The sequence below is a fragment of the Hamadaea flava genome (assembly GCF_024172085.1).
GTDB classification, from domain to species: Bacteria; Actinomycetota; Actinomycetes; order Mycobacteriales; family Micromonosporaceae; genus Hamadaea; species Hamadaea flava.
The window spans coordinates 7,312,272-7,331,817 of record NZ_JAMZDZ010000001.1; the positions used below are offsets into that span (position 1 = coordinate 7,312,272).

At 70.5% G+C, this 19,546-nt stretch carries 19 protein-coding genes; 11 read left to right on the top strand and 8 right to left on the bottom strand.

Going from position 1 to position 19,546, the window contains the following annotated elements:
* Positions 1–112 precede the first annotated feature (112 nt).
* Entirely contained in the window at positions 113–2,881 is a 2,769-nt protein-coding gene (locus HDA40_RS34335) for an AfsR/SARP family transcriptional regulator (RefSeq protein WP_253761948.1), read from the top strand.
* Positions 2,882–2,897: 16 nt separating this feature from the next.
* Here the strand turns inward: HDA40_RS34335 and HDA40_RS34340 are convergent, their stop codons facing one another.
* Positions 2,898–3,296: a hypothetical protein gene (locus HDA40_RS34340; protein WP_253761949.1), complete on the bottom strand. Its 399-nt coding sequence runs from the start codon at positions 3,294–3,296 to the stop codon at positions 2,898–2,900.
* A 42-nt stretch (positions 3,297–3,338) separates the two neighbouring features.
* Entirely contained in the window at positions 3,339–4,241 is a 903-nt protein-coding gene (locus HDA40_RS34345; RefSeq protein WP_253761950.1) for a hypothetical protein, read from the bottom strand.
* Positions 4,242–4,541: 300 nt separating this feature from the next.
* Here HDA40_RS34345 and HDA40_RS34350 point away from each other — a divergent pair, with 300 nt between their 5' ends.
* The 3 genes from HDA40_RS34350 (at position 4,542) to HDA40_RS34360 (ending at position 8,146) form a co-directional block, all read left to right on the top strand.
* The gene (locus HDA40_RS34350; protein WP_253761951.1) at positions 4,542–6,701 is read left to right on the top strand and encodes a metallophosphoesterase; all 2,160 of its coding nucleotides are present in this window, start codon (positions 4,542–4,544) and stop codon (positions 6,699–6,701) included.
* A 62-nt stretch (positions 6,702–6,763) separates the two neighbouring features.
* Positions 6,764–7,705 (top strand): hypothetical protein, encoded by a 942-nt coding sequence (locus HDA40_RS34355; protein WP_253761952.1) that lies wholly within the window; start codon positions 6,764–6,766, stop codon positions 7,703–7,705.
* Positions 7,706–7,732: 27 nt separating this feature from the next.
* The gene (locus HDA40_RS34360) at positions 7,733–8,146 is read left to right on the top strand and encodes a hypothetical protein (RefSeq protein ID WP_253761953.1); all 414 of its coding nucleotides are present in this window, start codon (positions 7,733–7,735) and stop codon (positions 8,144–8,146) included.
* Positions 8,147–8,358: 212 nt separating this feature from the next.
* Here the strand turns inward: HDA40_RS34360 and HDA40_RS34365 are convergent, their stop codons facing one another.
* Positions 8,359–9,150 (bottom strand): class I SAM-dependent methyltransferase, encoded by a 792-nt coding sequence (locus HDA40_RS34365; protein WP_253761954.1) that lies wholly within the window; start codon positions 9,148–9,150, stop codon positions 8,359–8,361.
* A gap of 67 nt (positions 9,151–9,217) precedes the next feature.
* Complete coding sequence (locus tag HDA40_RS34370; protein ID WP_253761955.1) at positions 9,218–10,057, bottom strand: LysR family transcriptional regulator; 840 nt, start codon at positions 10,055–10,057, stop codon at positions 9,218–9,220.
* A 105-nt stretch (positions 10,058–10,162) separates the two neighbouring features.
* Between HDA40_RS34370 and HDA40_RS34375 the strand changes: the two genes are divergently transcribed.
* A complete protein-coding gene (locus HDA40_RS34375; protein ID WP_253761956.1) occupies positions 10,163–10,888 on the top strand; it encodes an SDR family oxidoreductase in 726 nt (241 codons plus the stop codon).
* Between the two features lie 73 nt (positions 10,889–10,961).
* Here HDA40_RS34375 and HDA40_RS34380 read toward each other — a convergent pair whose 3' ends face one another.
* Positions 10,962–11,432, bottom strand: coding sequence for a hypothetical protein (locus HDA40_RS34380; RefSeq protein ID WP_253761957.1), 471 nt, complete (start codon positions 11,430–11,432; stop codon positions 10,962–10,964).
* 92 nt (positions 11,433–11,524) lie between these two features.
* Here HDA40_RS34380 and HDA40_RS34385 point away from each other — a divergent pair, with 92 nt between their 5' ends.
* Positions 11,525–12,787 carry a vanadium-dependent haloperoxidase gene (locus tag HDA40_RS34385; protein WP_253761958.1) on the top strand — a complete coding sequence of 421 codons (1,263 nt, stop codon included), beginning with the start codon at positions 11,525–11,527 and terminating at the stop codon, positions 12,785–12,787.
* Between the two features lie 14 nt (positions 12,788–12,801).
* Here the strand turns inward: HDA40_RS34385 and HDA40_RS34390 are convergent, their stop codons facing one another.
* Complete coding sequence (locus tag HDA40_RS34390; protein WP_253761959.1) at positions 12,802–13,281, bottom strand: hypothetical protein; 480 nt, start codon at positions 13,279–13,281, stop codon at positions 12,802–12,804.
* Between the two features lie 103 nt (positions 13,282–13,384).
* Here HDA40_RS34390 and HDA40_RS34395 point away from each other — a divergent pair, with 103 nt between their 5' ends.
* The 3 genes from HDA40_RS34395 (at position 13,385) to HDA40_RS34405 (ending at position 15,962) form a co-directional block, all read left to right on the top strand.
* A complete protein-coding gene (locus HDA40_RS34395) occupies positions 13,385–14,101 on the top strand; it encodes a response regulator transcription factor (RefSeq protein ID WP_253761960.1) in 717 nt (238 codons plus the stop codon).
* Positions 14,098–15,378 (top strand): sensor histidine kinase, encoded by a 1,281-nt coding sequence (locus HDA40_RS34400; RefSeq protein ID WP_253761961.1) that lies wholly within the window; start codon positions 14,098–14,100, stop codon positions 15,376–15,378. The genes HDA40_RS34395 and HDA40_RS34400 overlap by 4 nt, the downstream gene beginning before the upstream one ends.
* Before the next feature lie 77 nt (positions 15,379–15,455).
* Positions 15,456–15,962 (top strand): PepSY domain-containing protein, encoded by a 507-nt coding sequence (locus HDA40_RS34405; RefSeq protein WP_253761962.1) that lies wholly within the window; start codon positions 15,456–15,458, stop codon positions 15,960–15,962.
* Positions 15,963–16,041: 79 nt separating this feature from the next.
* Here the strand turns inward: HDA40_RS34405 and HDA40_RS34410 are convergent, their stop codons facing one another.
* Positions 16,042–16,665 carry a TetR/AcrR family transcriptional regulator gene (locus tag HDA40_RS34410; protein WP_253761963.1) on the bottom strand — a complete coding sequence of 208 codons (624 nt, stop codon included), beginning with the start codon at positions 16,663–16,665 and terminating at the stop codon, positions 16,042–16,044.
* A 57-nt stretch (positions 16,666–16,722) separates the two neighbouring features.
* Between HDA40_RS34410 and HDA40_RS34415 the strand changes: the two genes are divergently transcribed.
* On the top strand, positions 16,723–17,601 hold the full coding sequence (locus tag HDA40_RS34415) for an alpha/beta fold hydrolase (protein ID WP_253761964.1): 879 nt from the start codon (positions 16,723–16,725) through the stop codon (positions 17,599–17,601).
* Between the two features lie 250 nt (positions 17,602–17,851).
* On the opposite strand, the gene HDA40_RS34420 is transcribed toward HDA40_RS34415, so the two are convergent.
* Positions 17,852–18,892, bottom strand: a complete 1,041-nt coding sequence (locus HDA40_RS34420) for a glycoside hydrolase family 113 protein (RefSeq protein WP_253761965.1) — start codon at positions 18,890–18,892, stop codon at positions 17,852–17,854.
* A gap of 58 nt (positions 18,893–18,950) precedes the next feature.
* Here HDA40_RS34420 and HDA40_RS34425 point away from each other — a divergent pair, with 58 nt between their 5' ends.
* Positions 18,951–19,544, top strand: a complete 594-nt coding sequence (locus tag HDA40_RS34425; RefSeq protein ID WP_253761966.1) for a TetR/AcrR family transcriptional regulator — start codon at positions 18,951–18,953, stop codon at positions 19,542–19,544.
* Positions 19,545–19,546 lie beyond the last annotated feature (2 nt).

Sequence of the window (19,546 nt, forward strand, 5' to 3'; positions counted from 1 at the left end):
CTGTGCGCTCAGCTGGGGGCCGTGACGTAGGCCACGCTCGGGTTGTCGATTTCTCGACGAAGCAACGAAAGCGATGGAACCAACCGGGGGAGAGGCCGTACTTTGCGTTCCCATGTCCACAGTTGAGATTCGAATCCTCGGCAGTCTCAGCGTCCTCGTCGACGGCGCCGAGGCGTCGCTGGGCGGCCCCAAACAGCGGGCGGTCCTCGCCAGCCTGCTGCTGGCCCGGCCGCGCTCGGTCTCGACCGCCCGGGTCGTCGACGACGTGTGGGACGGCGAGGCCGCGCCGTCGCCGACCACCCTGCACGCGTACATCGCCGAGTTGCGGCGTGTGCTGGAACCCGGCCGGCGCGTACGCACCGCGGCCCGGGTGCTGACCACCGAAGGCAACGGGTACGCCTTGCGCGTGGACGCCGCCCAGGTCGACAGCGCCGAGTTCGCCCGGCTGGCCGCCGACGGAGCGCGGCTGTTGCGCGACGGCGACTGCGCGGCCGCCCTCGCCGCGCTCGACGCCGCGATCGCGTTGTGGCGCGGGCCGGCGTACGGGGATCTGGCGGGCTTCGCCTTCCTGGCCGCCGAGATCCGCCGCCTCGAGCAGTTGCACGACACCGTCACACTCGACCGCTTCGAGGCGATGACCGGCCTGGGCCGGCACGGCGAACTGCTCGGCGACCTGGATGCGTACACGGCCGAGCATCCGCTGGCCGAGCGCGGCTGGCGGCTGTACGCCTTGGCGCTCTACCGGGCCGGCCGGCAGACCGACGCGCTCGACGTGCTACGTACCGCCGAGGACCAGTTGGCCGACAGCTTCGGGCTGGACGCCAGTCCGGTGCTGCGGGATCTGCGTACGGCGATCCTGCGGCACGAGCCGCAGCTGACGCTCGCTTCCGTCGCGCAGCCGGAAACGATTCCGAACCTGCCGCATCCGGTGTCGTCGTTCATCGGCCGCGACAGCGAACTGACCCTGGTGGCCCGCGCGCTTTCCGGGTCCCGGCTCGTCACCGTCACCGGCCCGGCCGGCATCGGCAAGACCCGGCTGGCGATCGAAGCCGCCCATCGCCTGCCCGGCCCGGACGGCCCCTGGTTCGTCGACCTCGCCGACCTGCGCCAGCCCGAACTGGTCCCCACCCAGATCGGTCAGGCGCTGGGCGTACCGGCCGAAGCGCTGACCCACGTGCTCGCCGCCCGGCAGACCGTCATCGTCGTCGACAACTGCGAGCACCTCGTCGACGCCGTCCGGGACTGGTGCGAGCAGATCCTCAGCCGCTGTCCCGGCGTGCGCGTCCTGGCCACCAGCCGCGAAGCGCTCGGCATCACCGGCGAGGTCATCGCCGACCTGCCGCCGATGACCACCGACGCCGCGCGGCTGTTCACCGACCGGGCCGCCAACGCCCTGCCGGGCTGGACGCCGGACGCCGACGAGTCACGGCTCATCGACCAGATCTGCGTCCAGCTCGACGGGCTCCCGCTCGCGATCGAACTGACCGCCGCCCAGTGCCGCGTGCTGTCGCTGAGCCAGCTCGCCGCCGGGCTGCCAGGCCCCATGGCGCCGGCCGAACCCGACCGCGCCGCCCGCCACCGCGACCTCAACCTCGCCATCGCCGTGAGCTACGACCTGCTGCGACCCGCCGAACGCGCTCTGTTCGAGCGGCTCAGCACGTTCGCGGGCCGCTTCGACCTCGACGCCGCCGCACACGTCACGGGCACTTCCAACGCTCTGCCCTCGGTGGCCGAGCTGGTGCGCAAGTCACTGCTGCGCGTCGAATACGGCCCCGGACCACGCCGCTACCGCATGCTCACCGCGCTGCGCGCGTTCGCCGCCGCCAAACTGTCCACTGGCGACACCGCCGAACTCGCGGCCCGGCATCGGGTCTGGGTCACCGGCTGGGTCGAGGCCGCGGAATCCGGCCTGCGGGGATTTGAAGCGTACGCGGAGATCCGCCGGCTGGAAGCCGATCAAGCCGAAGCCCGAGCGGCGCTCACCTCGGCCCTGCTCGACGGCGACGGACACACCGCACTGCGCATCGCGGCCGCCCTGCACTGGTTCTGGTATCGGCGCGGCCAGATCACCGAGGGCCTCACCTGGTTGCAGTCGGCGCTGGACCTGGCCCGCGACGCGCCCGACTCGCTGCGCGCGCGGGCGCTGCTCGCGGTCGCCGGACTGAGCTACCTGCGCGGCGACGCGGCCACCGCGATCGCAGCCGCCGAACAGGCGCACGAGGCCGCCCAGCGCGCCCACGACCGGCTCACCACCACGTACGCGGTGATGCACCTGGGCCACTTCCGTTCCCTGCTCGGCGACCTCGACACCGCGTACGCCCACGCCGTCGTGGCCGAACGACGCGCTCGGGCGCTGCGCGTACCGTGGCTGCACACCGAGAGCCTGATGGTCCTCGGCATGGTCCACCGGCTGCGCGGCGACACCGCCCGAGCCCGCGCCGACCTCGCGGCCGCGATCAGGACTGGGCGACGCTGCGGCCATCAGTGGGCGACCGGTTCCGCGGCGTGGACCGCGATGAAGTCGGCAATCGACGCGGGCGAGCCGGAAACGGCGCTGGCGATGGCCGCGGACATCGTCGGCCCGTTGGAGGCGGACCTGGATCTCACCGCGTGGCTGGTCCTGGCGCACACGACGGCCGCGGCCTTCGCCCACAGCGGCCGGCCCGAATCGGGCGCGCTGCTGCTGGGCGCGATCCAGACGCTCGGCGGCCACGTCGGGTTCTCGCCGGAGCTGATGGACCCGATCGACGGCCCACGTGAAGCCGCCGCCATACGCAGCTCGCTGTCGCCCGATATGCTCGCCGACCTCCTGGCGCAGGGCTCGCAGCTGAGCCGGGCGCAGGCCAGTGAGATCATCGCGGGCGTCGGCGTAGCGGTGTGACGGAAGCGGAACGTGTCTACACGGTCATCGTCACGCCGCCCCACGTGTTCGTCACGCTGTCATAGCCGGACAACGAGCACCCGTAGCCGACGCGGGCCTGCCCGTCCGGGGTCGCGTCGCCGCGTACCCACGCCGCGTATCGGCCGGATTCGTCCGTGCCCACGAGGTAGCTGTCCGCGAAGCCGATCTGAACGGCATGCCCGGCGCGGCGGATCAACTCTCGCTCCACCACGGTGCGGCACTTGGCCTGCGCCGCTGGGCCGGCACCGTCCGGTGGCGCGGGTTCGCCATATCGCCGTGCCGCGTACCAGCCGAGCGAACCGGCCGACGCCGCCGTCACGACGATGGCGAGCGTCATGCCGAACCACCGGCGGCGCGGTCGCTTCGGCTCGCCCTTCGCCGTCTGTGCGCCCACAGTCAGACAGTAGTGAAGACCCGCAAGATCTCTCGCCGCCCGCTACGGGCCGGGCCACTGCCAACTGATGCCGTACGCCCCGGGAGCGGGGTCGAGCGTGACGTACTGGAACGCCTGGATCTGTTCGTGCGGGCCGGTTTCGGAGGTGGTGAGCAACGGCGCGTCGACCGTCGGCTGGAAGTGGCCGACGCACCGCACCGGTACGCGCCTCGGGTCGAACACGACGCGCAACGCCACATCTCGGCAGGCCCGGCCGATCTCCACCCGGACGTAGGTGTCGAGCTGCCCGGGCGGGTAGCGCAGGCCGAACTCGACCATCGCCGTCTCGCCCGCCCGCAACGGCCGATCGAGCAGGAACTCGAAGACGCACGTGGAGGTGGGCACATCGGCGCGGAACCGGCCGGGGTGGCAGCCTTCGGTGAAGGTGACGGCCGGCGGTTGCGGCAGCGTGACGCACCGGGTGAGGAACAGGAATCGGCGTAAGCCGTCGCGGCGGGCCCGGATCAGGCGATGGACCCGGATCGCGGCCTCGTGACCGTGCTCGTCGACCCGATATGTGAAACTCTGCGAGAGCTTGACCGGATCGGCCAGGTCGGCCCGCGTCGCATCCAGCTTGGCGAGAGCACGCAGGACCGCGTCGGGCTGATGCCAGAACAGGTTCGGCGGCCGGACGTCGGGCGGCAGCGCCACGGCCCGGCGTCCCCGGGGCCGCCGTGGCCCGAGCAGCGCCGCCAGCGCGCCCGGCGACTCGCCCAGGACTTCCTCCAAAGTGGCCAGCGCGGCCAGGGAAGAGGCCCGTTCCGGCCGGTTGCCGCCGTTCTGCCAGTAACTGAGCGCGCTGGCGCTGACCGGCGTCCCGCGCTCGCGGAGCACCTCCGCCAACTCGTCGAGGCTACGGCCGCTGCGCTGGACGGCGACCCGCAACGCATCCCCGAACGCGGTCACCCTCACCCGCTCTCCGCCGCCCCTTCCGCGCGATCATGAACTATCGGTCGTGATCGACCGGCGTGTCGTGTCCCGCGCGCCCTGATCGACTCCTCAGCGCCCTGATCATCAGGACGGTACATCCAGAGTTATCCAGATGGCTATGGCCTTCACGCGTTGACGTACGCCGATGTCTGGCTAGGGTCGGTGACACCGATCGCGACACGTGGCGCCACGCCGGGCGCGTCGATCGATGCGCCCGGACCACACTTCGCCGCCGCCCGGCCCACCGGCCGGCGCGGTCCCACCTTGCGAGGAGCCATGCCTAGTCCTCACCTGCGCCGCCGCCGTGGTGGCGCGGCCGCCCTCGCGGCCCTGCTGACGATCGCCGGACTCGTTCTGGCGGCCGAACCCACTGCCGCCCGGCGCGCTTCCGGCCCCGACACCGTCGCCGAGATCGCCGAGCCGTCCGACCAGACCCCGCAGATCGCCGAGGCGGGCGCGGTCACCCACCGGCTCGCCCTGTCCGGGCGGGCGGGGGCCACAGCGCAACCGGTCTGCCAGGACGGCGCCGCGTGGCTGCGGCTGCGGTTCACCGAGCTGACCCTGCGGGGCGGCGACACGATAACGCTTACCGGGCAGGACGGCCGGTCGCTCACGCTGAGCGCTCGCTCCTGGCCCGGCCGCGCCTTCCACACCCGGGCCTTCGCAGGCGGTTGCGTGCGAGTCGCGCCCGCGCTACGCGATCCCACCAGTCGGTACGCCGTCGACGCGGTCCAGTCCGGCAGTCAGTCGCTCGCCGCCGCGACCGTGACCGTGGCCGCGGCCGGTGACATCTGCGGCACCGCCTGCAACCAGACCGACGACCTGGTGGCAGCCATGAATCCGACCGCCGTGATCACCATGGGCGACCAGGCCTACGAGAGCGGCACCCTCACCGAGTACAACACCAACTACAACCCGACATGGGGCCAGTTCAAGGCCATCACCTACCCAGTGCCGGGCAACCACGAGTACAACACCTCCGGCGCGGCCGGCTACTTCGACTACTTCAACGGCACCGGCAATCAGACCGGCCGGGCGGGGGATCGCAGCAAGGGTTATTACAGCTTCGACGTCGGTGACTGGCATTTCGTCGCGCTCAACTCCAACATCTCCACCGCCGCTGGATCGGCGCAGGAACAGTGGCTGCGTACGGATCTGGTGGCCACCACGAAGCCGTGCACCGCGGCGTTCTGGCACCATCCCCGCTTCGCCAAGGGAAACTACGGCGACAACACGGCCGTCCGGCCGCTGTTCCAAGCGTTGTACGACAATCGCGCCGACCTCGTCCTCAACGGACACGACCACAACTACGTCCGGTACGCGATGTCCCGGCCGGACGGCGTCAAGGACACCGTCAACGGCGTACGGGAGTTGCTGATCGGCACCGGCGGCCGAGCGCTCTACACCAGCACGAGCACGACCTCCGCGACCGTGGAGGCGAGCAACAACGCCACCTTCGGCGTCGGGCGGCTGACCCTGACCGCGACCGGCTACACCGCGGCGTTCGTGCCCGTGGCTGGGCGCACCTTCACCGATTCGGTCACCGGCACCTGCAAAAAGGCCGCCGCGACACCCGACTTCGCGGTGACGGCGAACCCGGCGTCGCTGGCCGTCACCCGAGGCGCCAGCACGTCGACGACGGTGAGCGTGTCGAGCACCGGCGGCTTCTCCGCGGCGACCGCCCTGTCGGTCAGCGGCCTGCCCACCGGCGTCACCGCGTCCTTCTCGCCCACCAGCGTCACCCCGCCGGCCAATGGTGCGGCGACCGCGGCCTTGACCCTGACCGCGTCGTCGACCGCGACCACCGGTTCGGCGACGCTGACCGTCTCCGGCGTCTCGGGGGCGACCACCCGCACCGCCACCCTGCCGCTCACCGTCAGCGCGAGCAGCACGACGGTCTTCTCGGACGACTTCGAGACCGACAAAGGCTGGACGGTCAATCCGTCCGGCACCGACACCGCCACGGCCGGGCTGATCGAGCGCGGCGTCGCGGAGCAGACCACCTCCACCTACAGCAACCAGATCAAGCAGCTGGGTACGCCGACCAGCGGAACCAGCTGCCTGGTCACCGGCCGGCTGGCCGGATCGTCCTACGGCGCCAATGACCTCGACGGCGGCGTCACCTCCATCCGTTCCCCGTTGATCACGCTGCCCGCTGGAACGTCGACGCTGAGCCTGAAGTACAACCTGGCCCACGGCGACAACTCCAGCGCCGACGACTATCTGCGGGTGTCCGTCGTCGACGGCACGACCGTGACCGTCGTCGTCCAGCGGCTCGGCAGCGCGACCGAGGTCGCCGGAGCCTGGCAGACCGCGACCGCCGACCTCTCGGCGTACGCGGGACGGTCGATCCGGCTGCTCGTGAGCGTGGCTGACGCCGGCACCGGCAGCCTTCTGGAAGCACAGGTCGACGACATAGCCGTCGCCGGCAGCTGATCACCAGTCCGGCCGCCTGCCGTCCAGCGGGCGGCCGGACCCCCTTCCCTCCGGAGGACACGATGCGTGTCAGGCACACCGTGAGCGCCGCCGCGCTCGCCGTCGTCATCAGCATCACCGCCGGGTACGCCGGCTGGCTGTCGTTCGACCATCGCTCCGCTGCCGCGCCACCACGAGTGGACCCCGGTCGCGGCGACACGATGATCTACCTGGACGCCGAGGCGCGAGTACGGCAGGCCACCAGAGCCGACCCAGCCCACCCGTTCGCCGAGGGGCCCACCTGCCATCGGGCGTACGCCGCCGCCGGGACGCTGATCTGCCTGCGCCCGGCCGACGGCGTGCCGGACGCGTACGAGGCGGCGATCTTCGACCGGAACCTGGTGCTGCGCAAGCGAATCGACCTCTGGGGTACGCCCAGCCGAGCCCGCGTCTCACCGAGCGGCCACCTGATCGCCTGGACGGTGTTCCACTCCGGCGACTCCTATCTGCTGGCCGGACAGTTCTCCACCATCGCCGGCATCTACGACCTGACGACCGGCGAACACCACGGCTCGCTCGAAGACTTCACCGCCCGCGTCGACGGCGTCACAGTGACCTCCACCCACGTGAACTACTGGGGGATCACGTTTGCCGCAGACGACCACACCTTCTACGCCACCATGGGCATCGACGGCCAGACCTGGCTGGTCCGCGGCGACCTTCGCGACCGAACCCTCACCGCGCTCCAGGGGAACGTCGAATGCCCGTCGCTGTCACCGGACGGCACTCGAATCGCGTACAAGAAGAAAATCGGGGGACACTGGCGCCTCCACGTGCTGGACCTGACGACGGGCCGGCAGACGCCCTTGGCCGAGCAGCGCGACGTGGACGACCAGGCCGCGTGGCTGGACACGCAGACGGTCGCCTACCGCCAGAACGGTGGGGTCTTCGCGGTGCCCGCCGACGGCACCGGAACTGCCCGCCTGTTGCTGCCCGGCGCATCCTCCCCAGCATCGCTGCCCTGATCCCGCAACACCGGTACTGTCGCGCTCATGACCGGGGCCGAGCTGAACGAACCATGCGCGACCTGCGGCGAGTCGATGGCCGGGTACGTCTCCGAGGCGATCGCGGGGCACCGGCTCGTCTGGGCGGTGTCGATGCGATGCGACGGATGTGGCGCTGCCCTCGAAATCGACGACAGCGGCGAGATGCCCGCGCCTGTGCGGGCGGCGCTAGTCGCACGAGTGGGTCTGGTCCGGCTGCACGTCGAACCGGAGTCCGCCCGGGGACTTCGCGTGCCGCTGCTTGCGGTGTTCCGGAAGCAGGGCATGACATATAGCGAAGCGATCGCTGCTTACAACGACATCATCGCTGGTGGCGTCGCCGGGACGCCCGCCGAGATGAAGCTGCTCGCAGGACTGGTGAATGCGACGGGAGCGACCCCGGTGCTGCGAGTCGTGGTTTAGATCCGACGGATTCCTCGGACAACGACGCGGAGTTGGCACGACGGCGACGAACGCGTGCACCCGTTGCGGCTGGCGGCATTCGACATCGAAGGCATCGAACGCTCGCTCGCAGCCTTCGCCGCCGACAAGTACATTCCCTAGCGGTCCTCTGTCGCCGATCGTGTCACTCGGGTGGCGCGGCAAGCATGCGCTGAAGCTGGTGATCGAAGGGTCTATGCCGTAAGCGTCGGTTTGCGGCCCGACCAGACGGGGTTGACGCGTCGTAGGACGAAGTCCTTCGCTTGCAGCGCAAGCATTCGGTCGTGGAACTCGGCGCGGCGGGCGTCCGGCAGATCGTCGATGAAGGCTCGATATCCGTGCGTCAGCGACCAGCGCCAGAGGGCTTCGGCGTCGTCGAACGGGATGGCGACCTCGGCGAAGTCCTCGCGCAGGTCGACGAAGCCCGCGTCCTCCAGCATGTCTGCCGCGTCGTCCCACTTGCCGATGCTGCCGTTGGGCGGCAGGTAGGCGGTGAACTCGGCGAACAGTTCGTTGAGGCGTACGCCCAGCTCGTCGGCGGCTGACACGGTCGGCCCGCCCTTGCTCCGTTCGCTGCCGCCGGTGAACGCGAATCGGCCGCCGGGTTTGAGGACCCGGTACGCCTCGGCCACTCCGGCCGCCGGATCGTCGAGCAGGTGGATGACGAACGATGAGGCGACAACGTCGAAGCTGTCGTCCGCAAACGCGAGCGCCTGGGCGTCCATCGTGTGCACCTCGGCGTCCGGAAATGTGGCAGCGAGGCGGCGCACCATGCCGGGTGCGGCGTCGATCGCGGTGACGTGGCAGCCTCGGGCGAGCGCGGGTGCCGTCAGCGCTCCACGTCCGGCACCGAGATCCAGCAGCCGGGCGCCCGGCGGTGGGTCGATCGTCGCCATGATGGCCGCGCCGAACGAGGCGAAGAAGGGCACGACTTCGTCGTAGTCGGCTGAGACGCGATCGAACAGCTCCCACGATGACCCGTTCATGGTCCGAGATGGTGGCGGATCCGGCCCGCCCCGGCAACAGATATTCCAACCCCGCGTTCGGTGTCGGTTAGCAGCGTGTCGCGGTGCGGACGAGCTGGGCAACCGCTTTGGACCTGCTGTGAGGTGGCCAAGCGATGACGGTCGTGACGGCCGGTGCGTCCGGCACGGGCACGGCGGCGTGACCGTCGCGTAGCTGGGTTCGCAGCGACTCGGGCACGACCGCGCAGGCCAGTCCGAGCGCGATCAGCTGGAGTAGTTGGGTATGGTCGCGCACCTGCGGGCCGGGGCCGTCGGGATAGCTGCCATCCCGGCCTGGCCAGCGCGGCAGGGGCAGGTCCGTCAGGGCCTTGACCTCGGCCAATGACACGTTCGCCCGGTTGGCGAGGGGATGGCCCGCGGGCAGGACCACGACCTGCTGCTCGGTGTGCAGATCCTCGCTGTCGAATCCGGCTGTCGTGTCGTAAGGCCGGTGGAGCAGAGCAACGTCGGCCTGCCCGGTGCGCAGCAGATCCTCCGGCTGGCCGGGCCCGCACAGCATCACCTCGACGGCCACGGCGCCCGGTTCGGCGGCGTAGGCGTGCAGCAGCTTCGACAACAGGTCGCTGGACGCTCCGGCCTTGGTGGCCAGCACCATGCCGGGTTGGCCGGCGACGGCACGGCGAGTTCGCCGCTCGGCGGCTTCGACCGCGTCGAGTGCGGCTCGGGCCTCCCGCAGCAGCACCGACCCTGCCTCGGTCAATGCGATGGCACGAGTGGTGCGGTGCAGCAGGACGACTCCGAGTCGCCGTTCGAGCTGCTGGATCGCCCGCGACAGCGGTGGCTGCGCCATCGCGAGCCGTTGTGCCGCCCGCCCGAAGTGCAACTCCTCGGCCACAGCGACGAAGTATCGCATCTCCCGCGTCTCCACCCGGGCATGGTATCCGGCGATGACCACGACTTATACCCGTGCGGTATTACCGCCCACCCGATCGGTCTTGGACGCCGTACCCGGAGCCGCAGCAGGATCGGCGGTGTGAGTGAACAGACGATTGCGCTGGTGACCGGCGCTAACAAGGGAATCGGATACGAGATCGCCGCGGGCCTGGGCGCGCTCGGCTGGCGAATCGGTGTGGGTGCGCGCGATCGGCAACGCCGCGACACCGCGGTGGAGAAGCTGCTCGCGGCCGGGATCGATGCGTTCGGGGTGCCGCTCGACGTGACCGACGACGTGAGTGTGGCCGCGGCGGCCGAGGTGATCGCCGACCATGCCGGAGGGCTCGACGTCCTGGTCAACAATGCCGCGATCACCGGCGGTATGCCGCAGACGCCGACCACGGTCGATCCTGCGACCGTGCGAGCTGTCGTGGAGACCAACGTGATCGGGGTCATCCGGGTCACGAACGCGATGCTGCCGATGCTGCGCGCCTCGGCCGCACCGCGGATCGTCAACATGTCCAGCAGCGTCGGCTCGCTGGCCCTGCAGACCACGCCCGGCATCGACATGGGCCCGGTGCCGGCCGCCTACTTGGCCTCGAAGACCTTCCTCAACGCCCTCACCATCCAATACGTCAGGGAACTGGCCGACACCAACATCCTGATCAACTCCGGCTGTCCCGGGTTCACCGCCACCGACCTCAACGGGTTTCGCGGCGTCCGTACGCCGGAACAGGGTGCGGCCATCGCAATTCGCCTCGCGACCCTGCCCGACGACGGGCCGACCGGCGGATTCTTCGACGACGCCGGAACGGTGCCCTGGTGACGGGCACCCCGGTCATCGAGGATCTGCGCTCAGGTACGCCTTTCGGCCGCTGAATCACTGATCACCAGTGCGGTCAGCGGATGGCGAAGAGCCGGTCCGACGGGTCGACCACAGCGCCCAGCACGACGCCGGGCACCAGCGCGACGTCGACCGGGCGGGTCGTCTCCGCCTCGAACGCGACGAATCCCGGCCCGCTGACGCGTACGCAGAGCTTCAGCGCCGGATCCTCGTCGCCGAGGTGGTTCGCCACGGTCAGAATCTCCGCCGTCGCGGCGACGCCGGCGGCCGCGAGCTGGCGGGCATCGCGGCGCGAGCGATTGACGACGCGAAAGCCGAACATGCCGAAGCCGACGCCGACGATCGTCGTCAGCACGCCGCCGGCGAGCAGACCCCAAGTGTCCTGAGTGGACAGCTTCCCGGCTTGCGACACGTCGGCGGCGAGCAGGATCGGCCCCGGTAGGCAGATCGCCAGAAAGGCCACCCGGCACAGGAATGCGCCGACCGGGCCGATGCTGCGTTCGGCCTCACGGGGCGTACTCGTCATGGGAGCAATCTACTGCCTCCGCTTGGTGATCAAGGAGTGCGAATGGTTCGATAGTGAGCGGCGAGCTCATCGAATCCGGACGGGGAGGATTTATGACCAGGCGTACGCTCCTGCGCGTCGTCGTATCCGCAGCTTTGGCGCTGACATCCACGGTCGCGGTCAGGCCGGCGATCGCCCAGGCCACCACCACCAATCCAGTCGTCACCTGGGACGCCAACGCCCAGCAGGCCATCTGGGACGTGGCGCAGCAGCAGCCCAACGAGCAGGCCCGCAGTTTCGCGATGGTGCACGGGGCGGTCTACGACGCGGTGAACGCGATCGCGGGCAAGCCGTACCAGCCGTATCTGGTCGCGCCGGCCGCCAAGGGCACCGAATCCACCGACGCCGCGGTCGCTGCGGCGGCGTACCAGATGCTCGTGTCCTTGTTCCCGGCGCAGCAGGCCCGCCTGCAGGCGCAGTACGACGAAGCCCTGGTCGCGATCGCCGACGGTGCGGCCAAGCAGGGCGGCATCGCGGTCGGTACGCAGGCGGCGGCCGCGATGATCGCGGCGCGGCAGAACGACGGCGCGTTCGGTTCGCAGACCTGGGTGATCGGCACGCAGCCCGGGCAGTGGCGCCCGACGCCGCCCACCTACGCCTCGGCCGGGGCGTGGACCGGGCACGTCAAGCCGTTCCTGCTCCCCAGCGCGTCGATGTTCCGCACGTCCGGCCCGCCCGCGCTCACCAGCGCTGCTTATGCTCGCGACCTCAACGAGGTGAAGCGGATCGGCGGGGTCGACAGTACGGTCCGCACCGCCGACCAGACCGAGGCGGCGATCTGGTGGCACGACCGGCACCTCGCCGAATGGGAGATCAAGCGGCAGATCGTGGTCAGCCAAGGACTGAGCCCGCTGCAGGCCGCGCGCATGTTCGCCATGGTCGACATGACCGAGGCCGACGCGCTGATCGCCTGCTACAACGAGAAGGAGTACTGGGGCTTCTGGCGGCCGGTGACCGCGGTCCAGCTCGCCGACACCGACGGCAACAAGGCGACCGCGGGCGACCCGAGCTGGATGCCGCTGCTGGTCACGCCGGCGTTCCCCGAGTACACGTCGGGCCACACCTGCTTCACCTCGGCGTCGATGACGACCTTGGCGTACTTCTTCCACCGCGACGACATCTCGTTCAGCGCGTACAGCCCGGCCGCGAACGCGACCCGGCACTACAGCAGCTTCTCGCAGGCGCTGGCCGAGGTCGTCGAGGCGCGCATCTGGGGCGGCGTCCACTTCCGCTCCGCCGACAACCAGGGCGTGCGGATCGGCCTGTCGGTGTTCGCGTACATGGCCGCCGGACCCTACTTCAAACCCCGGCGATAAGAAGGCACAGGCGTTCAGTCGTCCTTGGTCTCCGTGACGGTGGCGGTGGTGCCGTCGCAGGTCACGGAGACCACGAACTCCTGCCCGCGACCGTGGCCGCCGCCGTCCTGCTTGAACTTCACCCAGGCCGTACGCGCGGGGCCGCGTTGCGACTCGTCGAGCCGGAAGCCGGTCTTCGGAGTGATCCCCTCGACGGACGCGAGCCCGTTGCGGCAGGTCGCCCACAGGCTGCCGCCCGACCCGGTGAAATGCCGCCGGGCCGACGAAGCCGCGGGGGATGCCGTCGGAGAGGCGGCGGAGGACGACGACGGGGACGAGCTGGGCTGGGCCGTCGCCTGCGCTGTCGTCTGCGCCAGCCGGTCCTCGACCTCTTGCCGCGACAACGGCCGGCCGGGGAACTCGTCGCCGAGCGAGCTGACCGCCGTGAAGCCGAGCACGGTCGCGGTGGCCACCGCAGTGACCCAACCGGCCGTGATGAGAAGCCCTCGCCGCATCGGCCCAGTATCCGGGAGGCAAGGATAACGGGAGGATAAGGGCGGCTCATGATGCCGCAAACGGGGGTCGCGGGCGTACGCGGTCGGCGGCTAGCGTGGCCGCGTGACGAAGGTCCTGCTGGTGGAGGACGACGCGACCATTCGCGTCGCGGTGGTGCGCGCGCTCGGGCAACGGGGTCATGCGGTGGCGACCGCGCCGGACGCGCTGACCGGGCTGCAACTGGCGGTGTCCGAACGGCCGGAGATCGTGCTGCTCGACCTGGGGTTGCCGGATCTGGACGGCCGCGAGGCGCTGCGGATGCTGCGGGCGGTCAGCGCGGTCCCGGTCATCGTCGTCACCGCCGCCGGGGCGGAGAGCGACATGGTGCGCGCACTGGACGCCGGGGCCGACGACTACATCGTCAAACCGTTCGGCGCGGACCAGCTCGACGCCCGGATCCGGGCGGTGCTACGGCGGCTCGGCAGCGAAACGGCGGCCGGGCCGATCGTCGTCGGCGGGCTCGTGGTCGACGCCCGGGCCCGGCAGGCCAGCGTCGACGGGCGGCGACTGGAGCTGACCCCGCGAGAGTTCGACCTGCTGCACTATCTGGCGCAGCGGCCGGATCAAGTGGTCAGCAAGGCGGACCTGCTGACCCACGTGTGGCAGATCCCGTACGCGCGGGCGGACAAGACGGTCGACGTGCACCTGTCCTGGCTGCGGCGCAAACTGGGGGAGACCGCGCTGGAACCCCGCTACCTGCACACCGTGCGGCGGGTCGGCGTACGGCTGTCCGCGCCGGAGGCGCTGGGGACATCGCCGGAGCAGGGGACGGCCGCGTGAGACTGCGGCAAGCCGCACTGCTGATCGCGGCGATGACCCTCGTGCTGGCCGCGCTGCTGCTGCCGTTGGCTCGGCTGGTGCAGGTGCTGGCGGCCGACCGGGCCCTGTCGGCCGCGGTCGACAAGGCTCGCAACCTGGAGTTCCTCGTCACCAGCGTCAGCCAGGACGACCTGGCCGCGGCCGTCGACCAGGCCAATTCCGATCTGCCGCGATATCCGGCCACCGTCTACCTGCCCGACGGCACCGTCCTCGGCTCGGCCCAGCCGCGTACGGCGGCGGTGGAACTGGCCGCACGCGGGTCCAGCCTCACCGCCGAAGGCGACGGCGGCTGGGAGGTCGTCGGCCCGGTCGCCGGGAGCGCGTACACCGGGATCGTGGTGGTCCGCGTGTTCGTCGGCGACGACGAACTGACCCGAGGCGTCGCCCGGACCTGGACCGTCCTCGGCGTACTGGGTGCGGGTGCGCTGCTGCTCGCCGTGCTCGCGGGGGACTGGCTCACCCGCGCGGCGGTCCGCCCGATCCGGGAACTGGCCGCGCTCTCGCACCAGCTCGCCTCCGGCCGGCTCGCGGCCCGCTCGCGCGTCCACGGCCCACCCGAGGTCCAGGCCGTCGCCGAGGGCCTCAACCATCTCGCCGGCCGCATCGAAGACCTGCTCCGCGCCGAGCGCGAGTCCGTCGCCGACATCTCTCACCAGTTGCGTACGCCGTTGACGGCGCTGCGTCTGGAGGTGGAGGCCACCCCGGGCACGGCTGCGATCGCCGAACACGTCGCGAGCCTGGAAGCCGCCGTCACCCGGGTCATCGAGCAGGCCCGCCGATCCGGCGTACCGGTGGCCCCGGCGGCCTGCGACGCGGCCCTGATCGTCGCCGAGCGCGCCGAGTTCTGGGCGGCGCTGGCCGAGGACCAGGCCCGGCCGGTCACGACGGAGATCGCGGCCGGTCCGGTGCTGGTCGGCGTCGCCGAGGCGGATCTGCGTACGTGTGTGGATGTGTTGCTGGGCAACGTTTTCGCCCACACCCCGGACGGAGCCGCGTACGCCGTCAGGTTGACCGGCGGGGGACAGCTGACCGTCGAGGACGCCGGACCCGGCTTCAGCTCACCCGACGTACGCCGTGGTGAAAGCGGTGGCGGGTCGACCGGGCTCGGCCTGGACATCGCCCGGCGGACCGCCCAGTCCAGCGGCGGCGACCTGACCATCGGCCCGTCCCGGCTCGGCGGCGCCCGGGTCGTCGTCGACCTCGGCCCGCCCCGGCAACCATCCTTTGCCGTTCGTTAGCCGTCGCACTGCCCGCCCATAGGCGCCCTCCCGGCAAAGTCAGGTCCATCGAAACCGACGCTGACAGGGAGGACGTTGTGCGTACCAAATGGATTGTCGTGGCCGGGGTGACTGCCGGAGTGCTGGTCAGCGGAACCGCGGTGGCCGCCGCCACAGACCGGGTCGTGCCCACGGTCGCGAGCAGCCCGAGCGCGAGCCCGGCGGGCGTGAGCCGGGCGGAGGCCGAGCGGATCGCGCAGGCGTTGGTGCCCGGCGCGCGGGTCGTCGAGACCAAGCGGGACGTCGACGGCGGCCGGGCGGTGTGGAACGTGCACCTGATCACCGCGCAGGGGGCGAAGGTCGAGGTCAAGGTCGACCTGAGCACCGGTGCAGCTCGGATCGACGACCGCCGCGAAACCGAGCCCGGCGACGACCGCGGCCGGGACGATTCTGGAACCGACGACCACGGCGGCCGTGGCCGTGACGATTCTGAAACCGACGACCACGGTGGACACGGCAACGACGACACCGGAACCGACGACCACGGCGGACACGGCAACGACGACACCGGAACCGACGACCACGGCGGCCGTGGCCGTCACTAACCCCCAAGCGTGATCATCGCGCCAGCCATGTCGTTCCGGCGGCGAAAGGTCCGCCGAAACCGCTTGGTCGGCGCGATGATCACGCTTTCTGGTGGCGACTCCGGTACGCGAATAGGCGGTCGAGGTGGTAGATCAGAATCGCCTCGGCCGCCGCACCGTCGCGTTGACCGCCGAGCACGCTGGAACCGAGCCCGTTGGTGAGGGCGAGCAGCGCGGCGGCCACTGTCGGTGCCACCAGGTCCGGATCGACCTCGCCCTGCTCCTGCGCGGTCTGTAGCTGCCGGGTCAGGAACCGTTCCAGCGCGTCGGGATAGGTGCCACCGTGCTCCGCGCCCAAGGCCGGCTCGGCGAGCACGAGGGTGTAGTAGGCCGCGTAGGTGCGTGTCAGCCGACGGCTCTCGTCGTCGGTGGGCAGGATCGCCGACAGCGTGCCGTAGATGGTCGATTGTGGAGTCGGCGGCAGGCCCCGAGCGCGGATGTGCCGCTCCACCCGGGCCGACAGCTGCTCGCCCAGGTACACCATCGCGCCGAGCAACAGCTCGTTCTTGCTGTGGAAGTAGTACTGCACCAGGCGCAGCGACACGCCTGCCTCGGCGGCCACCTCCCGCATGCTCGCCGCCTGGAGACCTCGCGACGCCGCGATGCGTAGCAGTGCTTCACCGATCTCGCGACGGCGTACGTCGTGGTCCACCCGCTTCGGCATGCGGCTAGCCTACCTCATCGTGATACAGTCGTATCATCAAAAGCGAGGAGGCACCTCATGGGAGTCAGCTCCTTCACCAGTGACCAGGCCCGCAGCACCTTCACCCTCGCGTACGACGAGGCGATGCAACGCCTCTGGCCGGCCGGGTGGACCTCGACCGACATCACGACGGCCTACGGGCCGACGCGGGTCAACCGGTTCGGGCCGGCGGACGGCGTACCCGTGGTGTTGCTGCCGGGCGCGGCCGGGAACTCACTGATGTGGTACCGATACGTCGCCGACCTCGGCCGCGACCACCAGGTGCTCGCGGTGGACCCGGTGGGCGAGCCGGGCGGATCGCGGCAGGACAAGCCGATCGACACCGCCGACGACCTCACCGAATGGCTTGGCGAAGTGTTCACCGGGCTGGGCGTCGCCCAGGCGCACCTGATCGGCTGCTCCTACGGCGGCTGGACCGCGATGCAGTACGCCCTGCGCCACCCCGACCGCGTCGCGACGATGACCCTGCTGGATCCGGCCGGCTTCGGTAAGGTCGGCGGGCGCTTCCTCGCCTGGGTCATCCTCGGTGGACTCGCGGGGCTGGCCCCTCGGGGCGTACGCCATCGGGCCGCTCGGTGGCTTCGCAACGCCACGCTGTTGGACGACGACCTCATGGGGATGGCTCGCGTCTCGATGAGCTTCCGGCGGCGGCTGCCCGTCCCGCCCTCGTCGACCGACGACGAGCTGCGTACTTCGTCGACGCCCGCGCTGGTGTTGTTGGGTGCGAACAGCCAGCTCTACGACGCTGCTTCCGTTGCTCAGCGATTGCGTACTGTCGGCTCCTTCCACGTTGACGTGGTGCCGGATGCGGGGCACGACCTGCCGGTCAGCTGCCCATCGCTGGTCGTCGAACGTTCGCTCGCTTTCCTGGCACGGACCTCGTCGCGCGCTGCTTGATCGGCTCGTGCTGCGATCGGCTCGTGCTGCGATCGGCTCGTGCTGCGATCGGCTCGTGCTGCGATCGGGGACGCAAGATTGTCGGCGGCCGTCGATCTTGGGTGTTTTAGCCCCATGAACGGCGGCAGCCGACGATCTTCGAGGAGCGGATCGCGATGAATGGCGGCAGCCGACGATCATCGCGGCCGTGTCCGGACTGGCCGGCATCAATCGGCGGGTCGAGGGCGCGGACTCCATGATCGACGGGGCGTCAGGCCTTCGGCGTGCTCGCGCGGGCGCGGCCGTAGTCGGCTAGGGCGTGGAAGGCGGCCTTGGGCTCCCATGGCATTCCTGGATAGACAGTTCCGGTACGCCCAGCCGGGAGGATCTTCACGATCCCGAAGCTGCCGAGGTCGAAGTCCTGCTCGGGATCATCGGATGTGGGCAGATGCCGGGACGCGAAGGTGTAGACGAACGCGGTGTCCACGCCACCGGCGTCGTAGAGGTCGAGCAGCTCACGCACGTACGCAGCCTGCTCAGGTTCGTTGCGCTCCACGACCTCGGTGAGCCGGACCGCCTGCGCGGTGTTCTCGTCGTAGCCGATGATCTCCCCACGGCTGCCCCGATCCGCCGCACCGGTGAAGGGCGCGCAGCCGAACTCGGTGACGGCGAACGGCTTGCCCTGCGCGGTCATTTTCGCGAGGTTCGCGGGCAGGTCTGCCGCGTTGCTCGCGTCGCGGTAGGCGGCGTCGGTGGCGATGAAGTCGAACGGCGTCCAGTCCACCCCCTCCATAGGGAGCGAGGCGTACCCTATGAGTCCGCCGAACCGCTCGCGGGCGCCGGCCGCGGCCTGGGCCAGCAGTGCGTTGACGTCTCGCTGCAGGCCGGGGAGGATCTCGCGGATCCGCGCGGGATCGGTGAGGGCGGCTGCCCGCTCCGTGAGGGTGTCGCCGGGCAGCAGCCCGATCGTCATGATGCTGATCTCCGAGCCGGTCAGGAACCGGATGTCCGCCCCTTCCCGCCGGATCTGCTCCGCACGCTCGGCCCCATCCAGGAGGAACTCCAGCAACTGGCTGGTAGTCAGGTCGTTGGTGAACGGGCAGTACCAGACCTCCAGCCCGACTGCGGCCGCGTGCCGGGCGGCGATCTCCAGACGGTCGGCGACTCCGCCGGTGATGCGTACGGCGTCGGCGTGCAACTCGTCGCGGATGATCCGCATGTCCTCGGCGACGATGCCGGGGTCGAAGGGTTCGTGCGTGGTGCTGCCGAGATTGGTGAAGCCGGTGTCGTAGGTGACGCCCCAGGCGCGCATGACTGCCTCCTTTAAGGTACTCGCAGTACCGTACACTAAATAGCGTACGATGCGTACCGTGGCGGAAGCGCGGCGGCGAGGCGCGGAACTGGAGCAGGCGATCCTGCGGGCAGCCGCAGCAGAACTCGAGACCTCCGGCTACGCCGGCATGACCATGGACAAGGTCGCCCAGCGCGCGGGCACCAACAAGAACGCGATCTACCGCCGTTGGCCACAGCGTGCCGCGCTGGGCATTGCCGCGTACAAGTTCCTGGCCAGTGCCCGCACGCCGGCGCCCGACACGGGCAGCCTTCGCGGTGACGCGCTCGAACTGCTGAGGCAGGCCAACGCGACCTGGTCGTCACCGCGCGGCGCGATCCTGCGCGACCTCCTGGCCGCAGCCGCCGACGAGCCCGCGCTACTTGACCTGCTCCGCGAGCAAGCCGGCGGTGGTGCGATGAACGCAGCCTGGTTCACCAGCCTGAGCCGCGCGGTGGCGCGCGGCGAAGCACCTCCCGAGGCGGTCCAGCCACGCGTGGCCGCGCTGCCGATGATGCTGCTCCGCGGCGAGTACGCGCTGCGAGGCGTCCCGTCGGTGTCGGACGAGACGCTGGTCGAGATCGTCGACGAGATCTTCCTGCCCCTGGTACGCGGCCGGGGCGTAGCCGCCTGATC

Excerpts from the sequence above, each read along its gene's own strand:
- HDA40_RS34335 (WP_253761948.1), top strand. The coding sequence starts at position 113 with ATGTCCACAGTTGAGATTCGAATCCTCGGCAGTCTCAGCGTCCTCGTC.
- HDA40_RS34350 (WP_253761951.1), top strand. The coding sequence starts at position 4,542 with ATGCCTAGTCCTCACCTGCGCCGCCGCCGTGGTGGCGCGGCCGCCCTC.
- HDA40_RS34355 (WP_253761952.1), top strand. The coding sequence starts at position 6,764 with ATGCGTGTCAGGCACACCGTGAGCGCCGCCGCGCTCGCCGTCGTCATC.
- HDA40_RS34360 (WP_253761953.1), top strand. The coding sequence starts at position 7,733 with ATGACCGGGGCCGAGCTGAACGAACCATGCGCGACCTGCGGCGAGTCG.
- HDA40_RS34365 (WP_253761954.1), bottom strand. The coding sequence starts at position 9,150 with ATGAACGGGTCATCGTGGGAGCTGTTCGATCGCGTCTCAGCCGACTAC.
- HDA40_RS34380 (WP_253761957.1), bottom strand. The coding sequence starts at position 11,432 with ATGACGAGTACGCCCCGTGAGGCCGAACGCAGCATCGGCCCGGTCGGC.
- HDA40_RS34385 (WP_253761958.1), top strand. The coding sequence starts at position 11,525 with ATGACCAGGCGTACGCTCCTGCGCGTCGTCGTATCCGCAGCTTTGGCG.
- HDA40_RS34390 (WP_253761959.1), bottom strand. The coding sequence starts at position 13,281 with ATGCGGCGAGGGCTTCTCATCACGGCCGGTTGGGTCACTGCGGTGGCC.
- HDA40_RS34410 (WP_253761963.1), bottom strand. The coding sequence starts at position 16,665 with ATGCCGAAGCGGGTGGACCACGACGTACGCCGTCGCGAGATCGGTGAA.
- HDA40_RS34415 (WP_253761964.1), top strand. The coding sequence starts at position 16,723 with ATGGGAGTCAGCTCCTTCACCAGTGACCAGGCCCGCAGCACCTTCACC.
- HDA40_RS34420 (WP_253761965.1), bottom strand. The coding sequence starts at position 18,892 with ATGCGCGCCTGGGGCGTCACCTACGACACCGGCTTCACCAATCTCGGC.